Consider the following 18,408-nt stretch of genomic DNA (forward strand, 5'->3'; position numbering starts at 1 on the left):
AGACAAGGCCTCTGAGTTGCGCGAAAAGGCGCTCAATTCTCTCAAGAGCACGCGGCTCACGCTGCAGGATGCCCAGGAAGAAGTGCTGGCCCGCGGCCGCAAGGCGGTGCGCGCCACCGACGAATATGTGCACGACAAACCCTGGCAGGCCATCGGTGCTGCAGCCGTCGCAGGCTTCCTGCTCGGACTGCTGACGCGCCGCTGACATGAGCCTGCGCCGTCAACTGGGCATGATCGCGGCCAGTCTGGCTGCCATGCTCCGCACGCGGCTCGAACTCTTCGGGCTGGAGCTGGCCGAAGTGCGCGGGCGGCTTTTCCAGGCCATAGGCCTGGCGTTCGCCGCAGCCATTTTCCTGACGCTGGCCTTGCTGGTGTTCTCGTTGCTGGTGGCCGTCTGGTTCTGGGCGACAGAGTATCGCTATCTTGCCCTGGGCCTGTTGGCACTGTTCTATGCCGTGCTGGGGGCCTGGTTGCTGCTGTCTGCAAGACGCCAGCTCGACGCCATTTCCCAGCCGTTTGCCGCTACCATCCAGGAACTGGGCCGCGATGCCGATGCCCTGGGGGCAGCGGTCAGCGTGCACGTACCGCCAGCAGGGGGATATCGGGATGAGTAAAGGGCGCTTCGAGCAACTGGCCACGCGCAAGGCCTGGCTGCAGACCCAAGCCGCGATCGAGCGGGCTGAACTGCTGCAGCATGCCGCCGGCGCGCGGCGTGCCCTGCAGCCGGCCTCATGGTTGAGGCAGATCGTGCCGTCCCTGGCACTCAATGGCAATTCGCTGCTGGTCGTATGGCGCCTGCTGCGTCGCTACCCGATGCTGGCTTCGGCAGGCCCTGCCTGGCTGCTGTCGGGCGGCAGCCGTTTCGGCAAGCTGCTCAAGCTGGGCGCAGGTGCCTTGGTGGGATGGCGTTTGCTGCGCCGCAATCGCAACGATTGAAGGCAAAATGCATCCGCTCGACTGAGTGGATGCATTTTTTTCGCTGACTACAGTCCCAGGCGGGACCAGATCGCATCGACACGCTGCTTGACGGCAGGGTCCATCACGATGGGCTGGCCCCATTCGCGCTGGGTTTCACCGGGCCACTTGTTGGTGGCATCCATACCCATCTTGCCGCCCAGGCCCGATACGGGCGAGGCAAAATCCAGGTAATCGATGGGTGTGTTCTCGACCAGCACCGTATCGCGTACCGGATCCATGCGGGTGGTCATGGCCCAGATCACATCCTTCCAGTTGCGAGGATCGATGTCTTCGTCCACCACCACGATGAACTTGGTATACATGAACTGGCGCAGGATGCTCCAGATGCCGAACATGACGCGCTTGGCGTGGCCGGCGTACTGTTTCTTGATCGATACCACGGCCAGGCGATAGCTGCAGCCCTCGGGCGGCAGGTAGAAATCGACGATTTCCGGCAACTGGCGACGCAGCAGCGGCACGAACACTTCATTGAAGGCCAGACCGAGAATGGCAGGCTCGTCGAGCGGCTTGCCCGTGTAGGTGGAATGGTAGAGCGGCTGGCGGCGCATGGTGATGCGTTCGACCGTGAAGACCGGAAACCAGTCCTGTTCGTTGTAGTAGCCGGTGTGATCTCCGTAAGGACCTTCGAGGGCCATTTCGTAGCCATTGTCAGGCGGCGGATTGACGCCTTCCGGTACCTCGGGCGTGATGGCGCGCGGGTCGGTGCTTGGCAGGATATGGCCTTCCAGAATGATCTCGGCGGTGGCCGGCACCGACAGGTCGCTGCCCAGCGCTTCTGCGACCATGGTGCGGGCACCGCGCAGCAGGCCTGCGAACTGGTATTCGGACAGGCTGTCGGGCACCGGCGTGACGGCCCCCAGCGTGGTGGCGGGGTCGGCCCCCAGCGCCACGGCCACCGGAAAGGGCTGGCCGGGGTTGGCACGGGCATGGTCCCTGAAATCGAGCGCGCCGCCACGATGCGATAGCCAACGCATGATCAGCTTGTTGCGGCCGATGGGCTGCTGGCGGTAGATGCCCAGGTTCTGGCGGCGGGCATTGGGGCCGCGCGTGATGACCAGTCCCCAGGTCAGCAGCGGTGCAACGTCCCCAGGCCAGCAGGTCTGGATCGGTAGCTGGTTGAGGTCCACGTCCTGAGCCTCGATCACGATATCCTGGCAATCCGGGTTGCGCACCGTTTTGGGACTCATGTCCCAGAGTGCCGACTTGAGCATCGACAGTTTGCCGAGCGCGTCGCGCAGACCCTTGGGTGGTTCGGGCTCCTTGAGCGATGCCAGCAGTTCGCCGATGTCGCGCAGGGCGGCGACATCTTCTGCACCCATGCCGCGGGCGACGCGCTTGGCCGTGCCGAAAAGGTTGGTCAGTACCGGCATGTGTGCCGGACGGCCCTGGTGCAGGACCTGTTCGAACAGCAGTGCCGGGCCGCCGGCTTGCAGTACACGGTCACTGATCTCGGTGATTTCGAGATGGGACGAGACGGGCTCGGCAATCCGCTTCAGTTCTCCATCCTGTTCGAGTTGGAGGATGAAGTCTCGTAGATCGCGGTAATTCACGGGGGATTCCTGCAAAGGTGTTACAGTATGGCGCGCTATTGCGCGGGAGGGGCCTGTTCAATCGCCAAGGTTAACACCGACCTTGGCCTTATGGAATGGAAACATATGGCCAGCTTGTTCAAGTCTACCGATTCATGGCGCATGTGGCGCAACGCCCAGCATCTGGCTGCGGAGTTCCTGCGTTCTGCCGCCATCTACTCGGGTATTCTGGTGCTGGTCGCGGGGATGATGGTCATGGTTATGCCCGACATGCGGGCGCGACTCTACGAGGCTCACGAGGCAGCGCTCAGTGTGTTCGAGAGCATGGCAGGCCGGGACACCTACGGTGTGGCCGGACGGGGCAGCAACGAGGACAGCCTGTCCGGCGATGCGGTCGGCGATCTCGATATGATGCGTGCCCTGCAGGATGACGGTCGCATCGGCAATGCGGCGGGCACCGAGGTGTCTGCCGAGCAACTGGATGCGTTGCGCAGCTATATCGCCCGCAAGTACAAGGTGGCCTACGATGCCACCGGCATGATGGTGGCTGGTGCCTTCGAAGCGGCACGCCGCTTCGACATCGATCCGGTCCTGGTGCTGGCCGTCATGGCGATCGAGTCGCGCTATAACCCCTTTGCAGAAAGTCATGTGGGTGCCCAGGGCCTGATGCAGGTCATGACACGCGTGCATCACGACAAGTTCGATGCGCTCGGCGAGGGTGGGCATGCGCTCAACCCCCTGGCCAATATTCATGTCGGCACCCGTATCCTGCGCGATTGCATCCAGCGGCGTGGATCCGTGGATGGCGGGCTGGCCTGCTATGTCGGCGCGACCGGCCCGGGCGATGGCGGCTATGGTGCCAAGGTCAGGGCCGAGCGGCGCAGGCTTTCTCTGGCAGCAGGCCTGCCGCTGCGGCGTGATTGATGCCGCTGTCCGTATTGTCCTGACCGGCAGCAGGGTCAGCCGATCCGGGCGGCCCGGCTTCCTTTATACTTGTACGATAGCGTAGTCTCACATCACAGGCAGCACTGATCATGTCCCAAATTTCTGGCTCCCCTATCAAGGTAGGCATCGTGGGCGGCACCGGCTATACCGGCGTCGAGCTGCTGCGCCTGCTGTCGGTACACCCCAATGTTGCCCTGCAGGCGATTACCTCGCGCCAGGAAGATGGTGTGCCGGTGGCCCGCATGTTTCCCAATCTGCGTGGTCATGTCGATCTGGCGTTCAGCGCACCCGACAAGGCCCGGCTTGACCAGTGTGACGTGGTTTTCTTCGCGACACCGCATGGTGTCGCCATGCAGCAGGCACGCGAGCTGCTCGACAAGGGCGTGCGGATCATCGATCTGGCAGCCGATTTCCGTCTCAAGGATGTGCAGGTGTTCGAGCAGTGGTACAAGGTGCCGCATGCCTGTCCGGATATCCTGGCGGCTTCTGCCTATGGCCTGCCCGAGCTCAACCGGGCGGCCATCGGACAGGCACGGGTGGTCGGCAATCCTGGCTGCTATCCCACAACGGTCCTGCTGGGGCTGGCACCGTTGCTCGAAGGGGGCGCTGCGCTGGTCGATACCGCTACATTGATCGCCGATTGCAAGTCCGGCGTGACCGGGGCCGGTCGCAAGGCCGAGGTGCACACCCTGTTTTCCGAGGCCAGTGACTCGTTCAAGGCCTATGGCGTTTCCGGCCACCGGCACCATCCAGAAATCGTTGCGCAGCTTGGCCGTCTGTCGAGTGCGCCGATCGGCCTGACCTTCGTGCCGCACCTGGTGCCCATGGTGCGGGGCATGCATTCGACGCTCTATGCACGTATCCGGCCCGAAGCCCTCGATACTGATTTTCAGGCCCTGTTCGAGGCACGCTACGCGGACGAGCCGTTCGTGGATGTGCTGCCGGCAGGCAGTACGCCTGAAACGCGTTCCGTGCGCGCATCGAATATGGTCCGTATTGCCGTGCATCGTCCGGGCGATGGTGACCAACTGGTTATCCTGGTTGTGCAGGACAATCTGGTCAAGGGGGCATCCGGCCAGGCCGTGCAGAACATGAATCTGCTGTGCGGCCTGCCCGAAACGACAGGACTGGAACAGGTCGCCATCCTGCCGTAATGGAAGAAAGTCGTATGCCTGTTGCAGATCAGGCCAGTCTTGAGGCTGCGCCGGCGGCGGGCCGTGCGCGCCGTCGGCGACGCCATCATGATTATGCCGTTTTTGCCCTGGGGGCTGTGGCGGGGGCTTTGTTGTGTGCCCTGGCGCTCTGGCTGCTCTTTTTGCGGCCCGAACCTGCGGCGACGCCGGTGACAGGTGTTGCAGCGACGCCTGAAGAGCGTGCCTTGCAAGCCAACTTGCAGCAAAAGGAAGCTGAGTTGCGGTTCCTGCGTGCGCAACTGGATACGGCCGATGGCCAGATCGCCATCGAGCAGGGAGCCCGACAGAGCATGGAACAGTCCATGCGTGCCCTGCAGGACGAAATCGGCGGCCTGCGCGAACGGTTGGCGTTTTTCGAGCAACTGTTGCCGCCAGGTCCGGCCGGCTCGGTCGGCGTGCGGGGTATGGATGTCAAGTTGCAGGGAGATGCGCTGAGCTTTACGACCCTGGTCACGCGCCAGGGACAGGGCTTGCCGGAGTTCAGCGGCATGTTGCGGTTTTCTGCTACTGGCTTGCAGAATGGCAACCCGGTGACGCTTGCCTTGCATCCGGTCACGGCAGCGGGCAGTGCTGTGGGAGCAGATGCCGGTGCGGTTTCAGGCAGCAATGCCCCGGCCGAGGTGCAGGCAGGCGAGGCACATGACGCTGCGTTGGTGTTGCGTTTTGATCAGTACCAGCGCAACCAGGGTGTGCTGGCCATCCCGCCTGGTTTCGTGCCCGAAAGCGTGACGGTGCAGGTGCTGGAAGGGGATAGCGTACGTGCGACACACACGCAGCAATTGCCGCTTTGAGATCCGGGCGGCTTCACGCTGATCCGGGTTTGTTGCATAATAGTTTTCATCAATCTCGCCAGACTACAGGGCGGGATGTCATTTCAAGCGGTCCGGAGCGGATCGCAGGAGTACATCATGAGCACAGTGACAGAAACCGTCGATCTGCAAGCGCCGCCGGTGCCCATTCTCTTTACGGATGCCGCAGCAGCCAAGGTCAAGGACCTGTTGGCCGAAGAAGGCAACCCCGATCTCAAGCTGCGGGTGTTTGTTCAGGGGGGGGGCTGCTCGGGCTTCCAGTATGGCTTCACCTTCGATGAGGTCATGAATGAAGATGATACCGCCCTTGATAAGGGGGGGGTCCAGTTGCTGGTCGATCCCATGAGCTTCCAGTACCTGCTGGGTGCCGAGATCGACTACAAGGAAGATCTGGATGGCTCCCAGTTCGTGATCCGCAACCCTAATGCCACCACGACCTGCGGTTGCGGGTCTTCGTTCTCGGTTTGATTCCTGCTTTGCCGGGCTGGCTTGTTGCAAGCCCGGCAGGGCCCGGCACTCAGGCCGGGTAGCGTGCACCCAGGATGGTCATGTGGCGTGCACCGGTTACCTCGGGCAGGCCTGCAGGTATTGCTTGTTCAAAGGCATGGGCCAGCCAGGCAAAGGCAGCCGCCTCGACTTGCTGAGCAGGAATGCCTTGTGTGTCCGTCGGCATGACCTGGCAGGGCAATGCGTCTGCCAGCGCCTGCATCAGGCGTCCATTGGCGGCACCTCCACCGCAGACCAGCATTCTGCCGACATCGGCAGCGTGGCGCGCCATGTCACGGCATATGGTGTGTACGGTCAACGCGAGCAGGGTGGCCTGCACATCTTCAGGGCGCAGGGTATGCGCACCGTGGCTGGCAATCCGTTGTTCCAGCCAGGCCAGGCTGAACAGGTCGCGTCCGGTCGATTTGGGCGGTGGCAGGTCTAGCCAGGGTTCGCTTGAGAGCAGCGTAGCGAGCAGATCGGGATTGCAGTGACCACTGCCAGCCCAGTTCCCGTCGCGATCATACGGCTGGCTTGTGTGACGCAGGCACCAGGCATCCATCAGCATGTTGGCAGGACCTGTGTCAAAGCCCTGCGGGGCAACTCCCGGTCGCAGGATCGTCAGATTGGCAATACCGCCCAGATTCAGGATGGCCTGTGGTGCGGCCTGCTGGAATGCGGCTGCGTGAAAGGCGGGGACCAGTGGCGCACCCTGGCCGCCGGCAGCGACATCGCGACTGCGAAAATCGGCGATCACGGCAATACCGGACAGCTCGGCCAGCAAGGCGGGGGCATTGAGTTGCAGGGTAAAACCCAGGTCCGGGCGGTGTCGGATGGTCTGCCCATGCGCGCCAATGGCCCGAATCGCGGCGGTGGTGAGTCCGGCATGTCGCAGCACGTCGGCGCAGGCCTGGGCATAAAGACGTGCCAGCCTGTTGGCTGCCACTGCGGCGCGGGTCAGTTCGTCATGGGAGGGGGTGTGCAGTGCCAGCAACTCGGCGCGAAGATCATCCGGCAGCGGCAGGCAGGCATGGGCTTCGATGTTGAAACGGACAGCCTGATCCGACGCATCGGTATCGATTTGCAGAATGACCGCGTCAATACCATCCAGACTGGTGCCTGACATCAGGCCGATATAGCGTTCCATGGCTGTATGGGAAACGGCCTGACGGGGACGTGCAGACCGTATTTCCTGTGGATGCTTGCGAAGAACCGTGTTCAGCGGCTGGCCAGTGCCGTGCCGAGATCGGGCATGGCATCCTGGAACTCGGCCAGCAGTTCGAGCTGTTCGCGCATGGGCTGGGTATTGCGCCGGAATTCGTTGAGCTGCCGGTTGTCCAGCGCCTCGGCGACCGGCAGATCGATGGACAGTGGATCGACCGGCTTGTTGGCGATGCGGAACTCATAGTGCAGGTGAGGACCGGTGGCCCATCCCGTCGAGCCGACGTAGCCGATGACCTGTCCCTGGCTGATCGATGCGCCCTTGGTGATGCCGGGAGCAATCCGGCTCTGGTGCGCGTAGAGGGTGGTGTATTGGCCGTGGTGCTGCAGGATCACGACATTGCCGTAGCCGTTTTGCCAGCCCGCGAAGGCGACCTTGGCATTGGCGGTGGCGTGGATCGGAGTGCCGGTCGGTGCTGCGTAGTCAACGCCACTGTGCATGCGCCACGATTTGTGGATGGGATGCATGCGACGACCGAAATTGGAGCTGATCCGGGTGAATTGCAGGGGCGTGCGGGTGAAGGTGCCTTTCAGGCTGCTGCCCTCCAGGTCGTAGTAGCTGCCACTGCCGTTGTCGGCCTGGTACCAGACGGCATTATGCTCCTGCCCCTTGTTGGTGAATTCAAGGGCCAGTACGCGTCCCGTGCCAGCCTGGCGGCCTTCGTGCATGCGGGTCTCGTAGACGACGCGAAACTGGTCGCCCTTGCGCAGGTCGCGAATGAAATCGATCTTGCTGCTCAGGATATCAGCCATCTGCATGGTGATGGCATCCGGCACGCCGGCTGCATCGGTGGCTCCGAACAGCGAGTTGTTGATGGTGCCCATGGCGACCCGCACCTGTCCGGTGGTGTCGTGCTTGAGTTCTTCTGCGCGAAAGCCGTCTTCACTGGCCTGAACCTGCAGCATGGCCGTAATCACCTTGCCGTCTTCGGTGGTGCCGGGCGTATGGATGTAGCGCAGCCAGCGCATCTTGCCATTGGCGTCATGCGCGGCCTGGACCGTCCGCCCGGGGTAGAGGCGGTAGATGCTGCGGGCCTCGGGGGTCACGGTCAGGAATTGCTGCAGGCCGGGTTCGTTGATCTCGAGGCGTGCCAGCAGGGCAGCCAAGGTATCTCCCGAACGGATGCGGGTCTCGGAGATGTAGATGTCTTCTTCGATGTCTGGCGCGGTGGCGGGGGCTGTCTCGACATCGGTGGCCGGCAATTCGAACGTCAGTGGAACGATGCTGGAGACGGTGCGGCGTGCAGGCAGGTCGCTGGCGTCATCGGGCGGTACCATGCCGATGGCGGCGGCGGTGCCGAAGAGCGCCACGGCGGCAGCCAGGATGGTGCGCTGCAGTTTGCCGAGACGGAGGAAGGAGCCTGTGCGATGGCTGTGTTCGGTGCGGGGGGCGGAATCGGAATCCCTGGGCTGGCGGTTCTGTCCGTTCGGCATTACGCAATATGTCCTGTTATACTGTACGAAAATACAGTAAATTTGGGAAAAATCGGCAAAAGATTATCTAACCCGTTATCCTATCGTATCGATACCCAAATATCGAGCGTTTTTACGCACGCTATCATTTCCCGATTCGTTCCAATCTTTTACTGCTGGTTTTTACTGAAATGTCTCAAGCCCCGTTCCCCATCACGCCCGAAGTCGAAGCCGATATGGCGATCGCCCGACGCGGTTGCGACGAGCTTCTCGTCGAGTCCGAGCTGGCTGCCAAGTTCGCCCGCAGCCGGGCCACCGGCAAGCCGTTGCGCATCAAGCTGGGGCTGGATCCTACGGCACCTGACATTCATCTTGGGCATACGGTCGTGCTCAACAAGATGCGCCAGTTGCAGGACCTGGGCCACACGGTCATTTTCCTGATCGGCGATTTCACGTCCACCATCGGCGATCCCAGCGGCCGCAACACGACACGCCCGCCGCTGACCCGCGAGCAGATCGAGCAGAATGCGCGCACCTACTACGAGCAGGCCAGCCTGGTGCTGGATCCCGCCCGTACCGAAATTCGCTACAACTCGGAATGGTGCGACAAGCTCGGTGCCCGTGGTCTTATCCAGCTGGCCTCGCGCCATACCGTGGCCCGCATGATGGAGCGCGATGATTTCACCAAGCGTTACAAGGGTGGTGTGCCCATCTCCATCCACGAATTCCTCTACCCGCTGCTGCAGGGCTACGATTCGGTCGAGCTGCAGGCGGATGTCGAGCTGGGCGGTACCGACCAGAAGTTCAACCTCCTGGTCGGTCGTGAGCTGCAGAAGGAATACGGTCACGAGCCGCAATGCATCCTGACGATGCCGCTGCTGGTCGGAACCGATGGCGTCGAGAAGATGTCCAAGTCCAAGGGCAACTACATCGGCGTGACCGAGGCACCCGAGTCCATGTTCGGCAAGCTGATGTCGATTTCCGACGACCTGATGTGGCGCTACTACGAGCTGCTTTCGTTCCGCTCGCTGCAAGAGATCGCGGTGCTGCGTGCAGAGATTGAGGCAGGGCGCAATCCGCGCGATGCCAAGGTCATGCTGGCGCAGGAAATCGTGGCGCGCTTCCATGATGCAGCCGCTGCCGAGCAGGCCCTGGCGGCATTCGAGGCGCGCTTTCGCGATGGTGCGATCCCGGACGACATGCCGGAAATCACGCTGGAAGGGGCCCCGCTGGGTATCCTCAGGATTTTGCGCGAGGCCGGGCTGGCAGCATCGGCATCCGAGGCGCAGCGCAATGTAGAGCAGGGTGGCGTGCGCATCGATGGGCATAAAGTTGAGGACAAGGCGCATGTCCTGGCTGCCGGTATCTATGTGCTGCAGGTGGGCAAGCGCAAGTTTGCGCGCGTCACGCTCAAGTAGGGTGCGCGCTGCCGGACGGCTTTGGTAAAGTGATGCGTGTCCGCCCGATGCGGACACGACGACATTGACAAGGAGCAGGCCATGAAATTCTGGAGTCAGTCTTTTGCCGATGGCGAACATATCCCCGAGCGCCATGCGTTCGCTCGCATCGATGCGCAGTCGCATGTTGCGCTGGCAGACAATCTCAATCCCCATTTCGCCTGGGACGAGGTGCCCGAGGGGACGTGTTCGTTCGTCCTGATCTGCACCGATCCCGATGCGCCGAGCCGGCCTGACGATGTCAACCAGGAAGGGCGCGAGGTGCCTGCCGACCTGCCGCGCACCGATTTCACGCATTGGGTGCTGATCGAGCTGGGCGCTGAAATGCGCGAGATTCCCGAAGGTGCCTTTTCCGGTGGCGTCACGCCGCGTGGCAAGGGCGGACCTCTGGCCCCGATGGGCGCGCGCCAGGGTATCAATGACTATACCGGCTGGTTTGCCGCCGACCGCGACATGAATGGCGAGTACTTCGGCTACGACGGCCCTTGCCCGCCCTGGAATGACGCACTGCCGCACCGCTATGTCTTCACGCTGTATGCGCTGGACATCGATACGCTGGCACTCGAGGGGGCATTCACGGCCAGAGCAGTGCAGGAGGCGATCGAGGGGCATGTGCTTGCGCAGGCTTCCATGCAGGGTATCTATACCCTCAATCCGGCGCTGGCTGCTGGGCAGATCGGCTAGAATAGACGGTTTCCCTCTCCCGCAATTCCGTATCAGGAACTCTCATGTTTGATCGCACCCGCACTCTTGCCCAGGCCGACCCCGACATCTGGAGCGCCATCCAGAAGGAAGACGTCCGCCAGGAACAGCACATCGAGCTGATCGCGTCCGAAAACTACGCCAGCCCGGCCGTGATGGAAGCCCAGGGCACGCAACTGACCAACAAGTACGCCGAAGGCTACCCTGGCAAGCGTTATTACGGCGGGTGCGAGTTTGTTGACGTGGTCGAGCAATTGGCCATTGACCGACTCAAGGCACTGTTCGGCGCCGAGGCGGCCAACGTGCAACCCAATTCGGGCTCGCAGGCCAACCAGGGTGTGTACATGGCCGTCCTGAAGCCGGGTGATACCGTACTGGGCATGAGTCTGGCCGAAGGCGGCCACCTGACGCACGGCGCGTCGGTCAACGCCTCCGGCAAGCTGTACGATTTCAAGGCCTATGGTCTGGATGCCGATGAGGCGCTCGACTATGGTCGCGTCGAGGCGCTGGCTGCCGAGCACAAGCCCAAGCTGATCGTCGCCGGGGCCTCGGCCTATGCGCTGCGCATCGATTTCGAGCGCATGGCCCGCATTGCACGCGATAACAACGCCCTCTTCATGGTGGACATTGCCCACTATGCGGGCCTGGTGGCCGGGGGTGCCTATCCCAACCCGGTGCCTCACGCCGATTTCGTTACGTCTACCACGCACAAATCGCTGCGCGGCCCGCGTGGTGGCGTCATCATGATGAAGGCCGAGTACGAAAAGGTCATCAATTCCGCGATCTTCCCTGGTATCCAGGGTGGTCCGCTGATGCATGTCATCGCTGCCAAGGCTGTGGCCTTCAAGGAGGCGCAGCAGCCGGAATTCAAGACCTACGCCGAGCAGGTGGTCAAGAATGCCCAGGTCATGGCGGAAACGCTGGTCAAGCGCGGCCTGCGCATTGTGTCCGGCCGTACCGAAAGCCACGTCATGCTGATCGACCTGCGCGCCAAGCAGATCACCGGCAAGGAAGCCGAGGCGGTGCTGGGCGATGCCCACATCACGGTCAACAAGAACGCGATCCCCAACGATCCCGAAAAGCCCTTCGTGACCAGTGGCATCCGTGTCGGTACGCCCGCGATCACCACCCGCGGCTTCAAGGAAGCCGAGAGCGAGCTGACGGCCAACCTGATCGCCGATGTGCTCGACAATCCGCGTGATGCAGACAACATTGCCGCAGTGCGCGCCAAGGTGCATGCCTTGACGACGCGTCTGCCGGTTTATCGCTGACCTGCATGAAGTGCCCGTTCTGCCAGCATGCCGATACCCAGGTGCTCGACTCCCGGGTATCGGAAGAAAAAGACACGATCCGTCGCCGGCGTCGCTGCCTGGCATGCGAACGTCGCTTCACGACGTACGAGCGGGCAGAACTGGTCATGCCTGCGGTTGTCAAGCGTAATGGCAACCGCGTCGAATACAATCCGGCCAAACTGCGTGGCAGCCTGTCCCTGGCATTGCGCAAGCGGCCGGTTGCCGTTTCCGAGATCGATGCTGCCGTCACGCGCATCGAGGAGCGACTGCTGTCCGATGGTCGTCGCGAAGTTCCTTCGCAATTCATTGGCGAACTGGTCATGGCCGAGTTGTTCAGGCTCGACAAGGTTGCCTATATCCGCTTTGCCTCTGTCTACCAGAGCTTCGAGGATATCGGTCAGTTCGTCGAGGTCATCAATCAACTGGCTGGCCCGCCTGCGCCTGGCGACAGGCATTGAGCCGGATCGGCTGGAGCACGGGCATGACGCCGCAGACGATTGCCGCAGGGACTGACCATGCCTGGATGCAGCAGGCACTGTCACTGGCCGAAGCCGTTCTCTACAGCACCACACCCAATCCTCGGGTAGGTTGCCTGATCGTGCGCGATGGGCGGATCCTGGGGCAGGGGGCGACTCAGCCACCGGGCGGGCCGCATGCTGAAGTCTGTGCCTTGCGTGATGCGACGGCACGCGGCCATGATGTGACAGGTGCCACGGTTTACGTCACGCTGGAGCCCTGCAGTCATTTTGGCCGTACGCCTCCCTGTGCCGATACGCTGGTAAAAGCCGGGGTTGGCCGCGTAGTGGCTGCCATGCTTGATCCCAATCCACAGGTGGCCGGACGCGGTATCCAGCGTTTGCGCGATGCAGGCATTCACGTTGATATTGGGGTTTGCCTCGAGCAAGCGCTGGCACTCAATCCTGGCTTCGTGTCCCGCATGCGTGACGGCAGACCCTGGGTCTGGATGAAGGTTGCCGCATCTCTCGATGGCCGCAGTGCGCTCGAGAATGGTGTGTCGCAGTGGATCACCGGCGAAGCTGCACGGGCAGATGGACATCATTGGCGTGCCCGCAGTTGTGCCATCCTGACAGGAATCGGTACGGTCGAGGCGGACAACCCCGCCATGACCGTGCGCCATGTGCCCACTGTCCGGCAACCACGACGGGTCGTTGTTGATGCGCAACTGCGCTTGCATCCAGATGCCAGGATCCTGGATGGCGACGAGGTGTGGGTCATCACGGCTTCCGGGGCGTCCACCCGTCGGGCAGCCCTGGAAGCTCGCGGTGCCCGCATCGTTGCCTTGCCCGACGGGCAGGGCCGGGTCGATCTGCCTGCCTTGATGCGCTGGCTGGCACAGCAGGATATCAATGAAGTACACGTCGAGGCCGGGGCTGGTCTCAATGGTGCGCTGCTGGGCAGTGGCTGCATTGATGAATTACTATGGTACGTGGCACCGATGCTGGTGGGGCCTGGACTGCCTGTGGCACGTCTGGCTGTGCTTGACCGGCTATCGTTGGCTGATCGTTTCGAATGGATGGAGCACGCCCGGGTCGGAGATGACCTGAGGCTGCGCTTGCGTCATGCCGTACGCTGGCAATCCCTGGTACAGGGGCTGGCGTCGATACCGGCGCAGGATTGTGCAGTGGAAGGAGACTGAACATGTTTACAGGTATTGTGGCGGCCGTGGGCCAGATCGTCGATGTCCAGCGCATCGAGGCCGAGGAAAAAGAGGCGGCCCAGCGCGCAATGGGCGTGCATCTGACCGTGAACGCGGGCTCGCTGGATCTTGCCGATGTTGCGATTGGTGATTCGATTGCCATACAGGGGGCATGTATGACCGTGGTAGCGCTCCAGGCACCCTGTTTCGAGGTCGATGTGTCCTGCGAGAGCCTGGCGCTGACGGTGGGACTGGAGCAGCCTGGGGCCGTCAACCTGGAGAAGGCGTTGCGCGTAGGTGATCCCTTGGGAGGGCACCTGGTGTCAGGGCATGTCGATGGTCTCGGTGTCGTGACGCGTTTCGATCAGGCGGGCGAGTCCAAGGAACTGCGTATCATGGTGCCGTCGCACCTGGGCCGTTACCTGGCGATCAAGGGATCGGTCGTGGTCGATGGTGTCAGCCTGACGGTCAATCGTGTGTCCGATCAGGATCGTGGCTGCGAAATTTCCATCAACCTGATTCCCCATACCCAGGCAGTCACGACGCTGGGGCGTTTACAGCCGGGCAGCAAGGTCAATATCGAGATTGATACGATTGCCCGCTATGTCGAGCGCATGGTGGGAGCCGAGCCCGCTGCGGTGGAAGCACCTGTGGCGAAGGCATCCGGGGAAGATGCTTCCGCCTCGCAACCGGCGGCACGCAAGGTGTTTTTCATGTCGACCTGAGGGCTTGGCCGATACGGGAGTCTGAGACGGCGGTGCGCTTTGCGCGACCGCCGTTATGCTTTCAGGTACTGCCGAGCAGGCGTCGCCATTCTATTTTCAGGCATCGGTCCATGACAATTCGTCGACCGGCAGTTGTGACCGCTGCTGCAACTGCCTCATTGCGGATACCTAACTGCAGCCAGATCAGTCCGGCCTGGGTTTGCAAGGCCTGTTCCACGATGGGGGGCACATCCTCGCTGCGTCTGAAGATATCCACGACATCCAGAGCCAGGCCCTCGGCAGCCAGCACAGCCTCGGCCGATGATAGGTCAGGCTGTACGGTTTCGCCCAGAATGGTGGTGCCTGCAGGCAGGGTTGGATTGACAGGCATGATGCGCAGGCCCGCTGCCTGGAGATAGCGTGCCACGTCGTGGCTGGGACGATCGTCGCGGGGAGACAGGCCAACGATGGCAACGGTTTTGATGGGCTTCAACAATGCAATCAGTTCATCGTCCTGCATGATCGGTCTCCTTGTTTATCGGCCAGCCGTACTGGCCGGCCTGTCTTTACGCGATGGCTGACTGTGTTCAGGCAGGCTGCTCGCCACCCAGGCCATAAATCAGATCTGCCAGCAGTTTGCTCAGTTCGCCGGTCATCAGCATCATGTCGGCATCGAAAATCTCGTCGTCGTTCATGCCACTGATTTCGGCGTTTTCCTTGAGTACATCCAGGGGGGAGATCCGTTTGATGCTCAGGCTCTCGGTCAGCACGAAGGAAATGCGGTCGGCCCAGGTCAGCGCCAGTCGGGTGCATTGCTTGCCGGAGGCGATGTGACGGCGGATATCCTCGGGGTCGAGGGTGTGCTTGACGTAGCGGATCGTGGCCTTGCTTTCGCCGGCCGCCTGTAATTCCGTATCCTGGTCGATGCTGAAGTTGCTGGGTGCCTCGTCGCTGGCCAGCCAGGCGGTCATGGCGGCGGCAGGCGACTGGATGACATGCAGTGGTCGCAGCGGCAGCGGGCTGACCGACTTGTGCAGCAGGCCGAGGACTTCGTCCGCCTTGGCGGTGGCAGCAGCATCCACGCCCAGCCAGCCGGATTCGGGATCGATCCAGACCAGGGTGTCGCGGTGGATGCTGAAGGCTTTGGGCAGCAGTTCGTCCGTGACCTGTTCCTTGAGATCTTTCATCTGCTTGCGGCCGGGCTTGAAGCCCTGCTGCTCCTCAAGCTCGGTGGCACGAGCCTTGGCCACCTGGTTGACGACAGAGGCGGGCAGCAGCTTTTTCTCGGCACGCAGCGCGATCAGCAACTGACGGCCGACTTCGTGCACCAGGCCGCCACCTTCGCGTGGTGCAATCCAGCCCAGGCGCTGTGCTTCGAGTCCGCTGCCAGGCTGGTAGGCATGCGCTGCGAGCTGGGCTTCAAGCGCCTCTGCAGTGATGTTCCAGGGGCTGGGGAGACGGTAGACCTGTAGATTCTTGAACCACATAATTTTTTCGCAAAAGGGTTCATTCTAAACGCTTTGACCCGGATGGGCAGTGCCTTTATCCCGGCTGATCATGTGGTTTTCCCGCATGTTTTGCCAAGACCGATTGACAAGAATGTAAACCGCCTTCATAGTGCTTCTGCACGATTTTCAAGAGTTGCGGTTCAATGCAGTGTCAGGTTGCCTTTTTGGTACTGAAGTTGTTCTACTGTCCCTTCCTTGATCTTCATGCATGTCGGGCGCAAGCCCAAATTTTTTACAGGAATTACTCAGTATGGCAACCGGTATCGTTAAGTGGTTCAACGCAGACAAGGGTTATGGTTTCATCATGCCCGATGACGGCGGCAAGGACCTGTTTGCTCACTTCTCGGAAATCCGCTCGGGTGACGGCTACAAGTCCCTGCAAGAAAACCAGAAAGTCAGCTTTGACGTCGCCCAAGGCGCCAAGGGCCCGCAGGCAACCAACATCAACGCGCTGTAATTCATAGCCGTTGCATGGCCATGCCGCGGGCATGGCAGCAAAGCCCCGCCTCATGCGGGGCTTTTTATTTGGTATAACTATCTTGCAAAATAACAGGGAGGCGACTGTATGTTTTCGGGAATCAATCTGTTCTGGATTATCCTTGTCGGAAGTGCATTTCTGATGCTTGTAGGCTTTGGTCTGCGTGAACGCAACCTGGGGGTCTCGCTGATGGGGCTGGGCCTGCTGGGGGCCATGGGCAGCGTGATCTACAAGATCTACATCACGTTCGGCGGTTGAGCAAACGGTAGTGACATGAACAGCCTGACTGCATCAGGCACTGAAAAAAAGCGCCAGTTCCAATCATGGAAACTGGCGCTTTTCTGTTGTCAGCGCTCATCTTGAGCGATGTGATGGCTCACAGATAAGGTCTTTCCCGTACAGCCCTCAGACTGGTGCGGTTACGGTTGTTATGGAGGGTATCAGTCCATCAGGGCTGCTTCAGCCTCGCGCACCGGGTGGTGGGCCCGAGCCGGTTTCATGCTCTGGGTCTTGAGGTAGCGGGTGTGCCAGGAAAAGGCCTCGTCCAGCAGGTGGGGCGTCTGGCCCCCGGCGTATTGGCAGGCCCGGTTGAAGTAATCGCGCAGCTCTTCGCGATAGTCCGGGTGGGCACAGTTGTCGATGATGCGGATGGCACGTTCGCGAGGTGCCAGGCCACGCAGGTCAGCCAGCCCGATTTCCGTGACCAGGATGTCCACATCATGCTCAGTGTGATCCACATGTGGCACCATGGGTACCACGCTGGAAATGTCGCCATGCTTGGCAATCGACTTGCTGACGAAGATCGACAGATGGGCATTGCGGGCAAAGTCGCCCGAGCCCCCGATGCCGTTCATCATGTGCGTGCCGTTGACGTGCGTCGAGTTGACGTTGCCGTAGATGTCGAATTCAAGCGCTGTATTCAGGGCAATGATGCCCAGGCGGCGCACGATTTCCGGCAGATTGCTGATTTCCTGCGGACGCAGGGCAATCTTCGACTTGTAGAAGTCCATGTTGTCGATGACGCGCTGGTAGACGTCTCCAGACAGCGTCATGGAGGCGGCCGAGGCGAAGGCCAGCTTGCCGCTGTCGAGCAGTGCGATGGCGCTGTCCTGCAGCACTTCCGAGTACATGGTCAGACCGTGGAAGTCGGAGTCTTCGAAACCATGCAGGACGGCGTTGGCGATGGTGCCGATGCCGGCCTGCAACGGATAGAGCGTGTCCGGCATGCGGCCGGCCTTGACTTCCTGGGCCAGGAAACGATTGATGTGGGCGGCGATGGCACGGGTGTCTGCATCGGGCGGCAGTACGTTGGAGGGGCTGTCGGGCTCACGTGTGAACACGACGGCTGCCACCCGTTCGAGATCGAGTTGGATATAGGGCTGGCCAATGCGCTGGTCTGCCGCCGTAAGTGGTACCGGCTGGCGGTGCGGACGCGCTTCGAGGTTGTAGATGTCGTGCATGCCTTCGAAACTGGTCGGCACGCTTTCGTTGATTTCGACGATGATGTGGCGAGCCTGCTGGATGAACTGTGCCGAATTGCCTACCGAGGTGGTCGGGATCAGGCCGCCGTCTTCCGTGATACAGGTCGCTTCGATGATGGCAACATCGACAGGGGCCAGATGGTGGCCGCGCAGTTGTTCGGCAGTTTCCGACAGGTGCTGGTCGATGAACATGACCTCGCCGGCATTGATCTTGCGGCGCAGCGTGCGATCGACCTGGAAGGGCAGGCGGCGGGCCAGCACGTCGGCATCGGCCAGGATCTTGTCGGTATCATGTCCCAGCGAGGCACCGGTGATGAGGGTGATCCGCAGCGGCTCGCTCTCGGCACGCTGTGCCAGGGCAGCAGGGACGGCCTTGCAGTCGCCGGCGCGGGTGAAGCCGCTCATGCCGACGGTCATGCCGTTCTGGATGAAACGGGCGGCTTCTGTCGCGGTCATGACTTTGCCATGCAGCGCCGGATGGCGGATACGATCGAGGGTCATTGCTTGTCTCCGTGAAATGCAATGTATGTTTTCTATGCCCATGCCGGGCTGATG

19 protein-coding genes and 1 pseudogene are annotated in these 18,408 nt (G+C 61.6%); 14 read left to right on the top strand and 6 right to left on the bottom strand.

Features of this window, described 5'->3' with window-relative positions; all coding sequences use genetic code 11:
- The 3 genes from ABN482_RS14335 to ABN482_RS14345 all read left to right on the top strand — a co-directional run.
- A partial coding sequence (locus ABN482_RS14335; RefSeq protein WP_502877306.1) for an ElaB/YgaM/YqjD family protein occupies positions 1-205 on the top strand: 205 nt, incomplete at its 5' end.
- Position 206: 1 nt separating this feature from the next.
- Positions 207-614 (top strand): phage holin family protein, encoded by a 408-nt coding sequence (locus tag ABN482_RS14340; RefSeq protein WP_349504622.1) that lies wholly within the window; start codon positions 207-209, stop codon positions 612-614.
- On the top strand, positions 607-936 hold the full coding sequence (locus ABN482_RS14345) for a hypothetical protein (protein ID WP_143857891.1): 330 nt from the start codon (positions 607-609) through the stop codon (positions 934-936). Before ABN482_RS14340 ends, ABN482_RS14345 begins: the two co-directional genes overlap by 8 nt.
- 47 nt (positions 937-983) lie before the next feature.
- Here ABN482_RS14345 and ABN482_RS14350 read toward each other — a convergent pair whose 3' ends face one another.
- A complete protein-coding gene (locus tag ABN482_RS14350; protein WP_349504623.1) occupies positions 984-2,528 on the bottom strand; it encodes a UbiD family decarboxylase in 1,545 nt (514 codons plus the stop codon).
- 90 nt (positions 2,529-2,618) lie between these two features.
- Between ABN482_RS14350 and ABN482_RS14355 the strand changes: the two genes are divergently transcribed.
- From ABN482_RS14355 to erpA, 4 genes are all read left to right on the top strand, one after another.
- A complete protein-coding gene (locus tag ABN482_RS14355) occupies positions 2,619-3,431 on the top strand; it encodes a transglycosylase SLT domain-containing protein (protein WP_502877307.1) in 813 nt (270 codons plus the stop codon).
- A gap of 110 nt (positions 3,432-3,541) precedes the next feature.
- Positions 3,542-4,606, top strand: coding sequence for an N-acetyl-gamma-glutamyl-phosphate reductase (gene argC, locus ABN482_RS14360; protein WP_349504625.1), 1,065 nt, complete (start codon positions 3,542-3,544; stop codon positions 4,604-4,606).
- 14 nt (positions 4,607-4,620) lie between these two features.
- Entirely contained in the window at positions 4,621-5,436 is an 816-nt protein-coding gene (locus ABN482_RS14365; RefSeq protein ID WP_349504626.1) for a DUF6776 family protein, read from the top strand.
- 117 nt (positions 5,437-5,553) lie between these two features.
- Entirely contained in the window at positions 5,554-5,922 is a 369-nt protein-coding gene (gene erpA, locus ABN482_RS14370) for an iron-sulfur cluster insertion protein ErpA (RefSeq protein ID WP_349504627.1), read from the top strand.
- 49 nt (positions 5,923-5,971) lie between these two features.
- Here erpA and ABN482_RS14375 read toward each other — a convergent pair whose 3' ends face one another.
- Positions 5,972-7,087: an anhydro-N-acetylmuramic acid kinase gene (locus ABN482_RS14375; protein WP_349504628.1), complete on the bottom strand. Its 1,116-nt coding sequence runs from the start codon at positions 7,085-7,087 to the stop codon at positions 5,972-5,974.
- Between the two features lie 71 nt (positions 7,088-7,158).
- Positions 7,159-8,595, bottom strand: coding sequence for a peptidoglycan DD-metalloendopeptidase family protein (locus ABN482_RS14380; protein WP_349504629.1), 1,437 nt, complete (start codon positions 8,593-8,595; stop codon positions 7,159-7,161).
- A 170-nt stretch (positions 8,596-8,765) separates the two neighbouring features.
- Here ABN482_RS14380 and tyrS point away from each other — a divergent pair, with 170 nt between their 5' ends.
- The 6 genes and pseudogenes from tyrS to ABN482_RS14410 all read left to right on the top strand — a co-directional run.
- Positions 8,766-9,992 carry a tyrosine--tRNA ligase gene (gene tyrS / locus ABN482_RS14385; RefSeq protein WP_349504630.1) on the top strand — a complete coding sequence of 409 codons (1,227 nt, stop codon included), beginning with the start codon at positions 8,766-8,768 and terminating at the stop codon, positions 9,990-9,992.
- A gap of 81 nt (positions 9,993-10,073) precedes the next feature.
- On the top strand, positions 10,074-10,715 hold the full coding sequence (locus tag ABN482_RS14390) for a YbhB/YbcL family Raf kinase inhibitor-like protein (protein WP_349504631.1): 642 nt from the start codon (positions 10,074-10,076) through the stop codon (positions 10,713-10,715).
- A 44-nt stretch (positions 10,716-10,759) separates the two neighbouring features.
- Entirely contained in the window at positions 10,760-12,004 is a 1,245-nt protein-coding gene (glyA, locus tag ABN482_RS14395) for a serine hydroxymethyltransferase (protein WP_349504632.1), read from the top strand.
- Positions 12,005-12,009: 5 nt separating this feature from the next.
- Positions 12,010-12,483: a transcriptional regulator NrdR gene (nrdR, locus tag ABN482_RS14400; RefSeq protein ID WP_349504633.1), complete on the top strand. Its 474-nt coding sequence runs from the start codon at positions 12,010-12,012 to the stop codon at positions 12,481-12,483.
- Positions 12,484-12,506: 23 nt separating this feature from the next.
- Positions 12,507-13,682 (top strand): bifunctional diaminohydroxyphosphoribosylaminopyrimidine deaminase/5-amino-6-(5-phosphoribosylamino)uracil reductase RibD, encoded by a 1,176-nt coding sequence (gene ribD, locus ABN482_RS14405; RefSeq protein WP_349504634.1) that lies wholly within the window; start codon positions 12,507-12,509, stop codon positions 13,680-13,682.
- 2 nt (positions 13,683-13,684) lie between these two features.
- A pseudogene (locus ABN482_RS14410) lies at positions 13,685-14,308 on the top strand (riboflavin synthase); the annotation flags it as partial.
- Positions 14,309-14,468: 160 nt separating this feature from the next.
- Here the strand turns inward: ABN482_RS14410 and ABN482_RS14415 are convergent.
- Both ABN482_RS14415 and ABN482_RS14420 read right to left on the bottom strand, forming a co-directional pair.
- Complete coding sequence (locus ABN482_RS14415) at positions 14,469-14,906, bottom strand: CoA-binding protein (RefSeq protein WP_349504635.1); 438 nt, start codon at positions 14,904-14,906, stop codon at positions 14,469-14,471.
- A 67-nt stretch (positions 14,907-14,973) separates the two neighbouring features.
- Positions 14,974-15,873 carry a recombination-associated protein RdgC gene (locus tag ABN482_RS14420; RefSeq protein WP_349504636.1) on the bottom strand — a complete coding sequence of 300 codons (900 nt, stop codon included), beginning with the start codon at positions 15,871-15,873 and terminating at the stop codon, positions 14,974-14,976.
- A gap of 271 nt (positions 15,874-16,144) precedes the next feature.
- Between ABN482_RS14420 and ABN482_RS14425 the strand changes: the two genes are divergently transcribed.
- Entirely contained in the window at positions 16,145-16,351 is a 207-nt protein-coding gene (locus tag ABN482_RS14425) for a cold-shock protein (protein WP_109060383.1), read from the top strand.
- Between the two features lie 461 nt (positions 16,352-16,812).
- On the opposite strand, the gene scpC is transcribed toward ABN482_RS14425, so the two are convergent.
- Positions 16,813-18,354 (bottom strand): succinyl-CoA:acetate CoA-transferase ScpC, encoded by a 1,542-nt coding sequence (gene scpC, locus ABN482_RS14430; protein ID WP_349504637.1) that lies wholly within the window; start codon positions 18,352-18,354, stop codon positions 16,813-16,815.
- Positions 18,355-18,408 lie beyond the last annotated feature (54 nt).

This window comes from Corticimicrobacter sp. (assembly GCF_040137905.1).
Taxonomy (GTDB): Bacteria; Pseudomonadota; Gammaproteobacteria; order Burkholderiales; family Burkholderiaceae_B; genus Corticimicrobacter.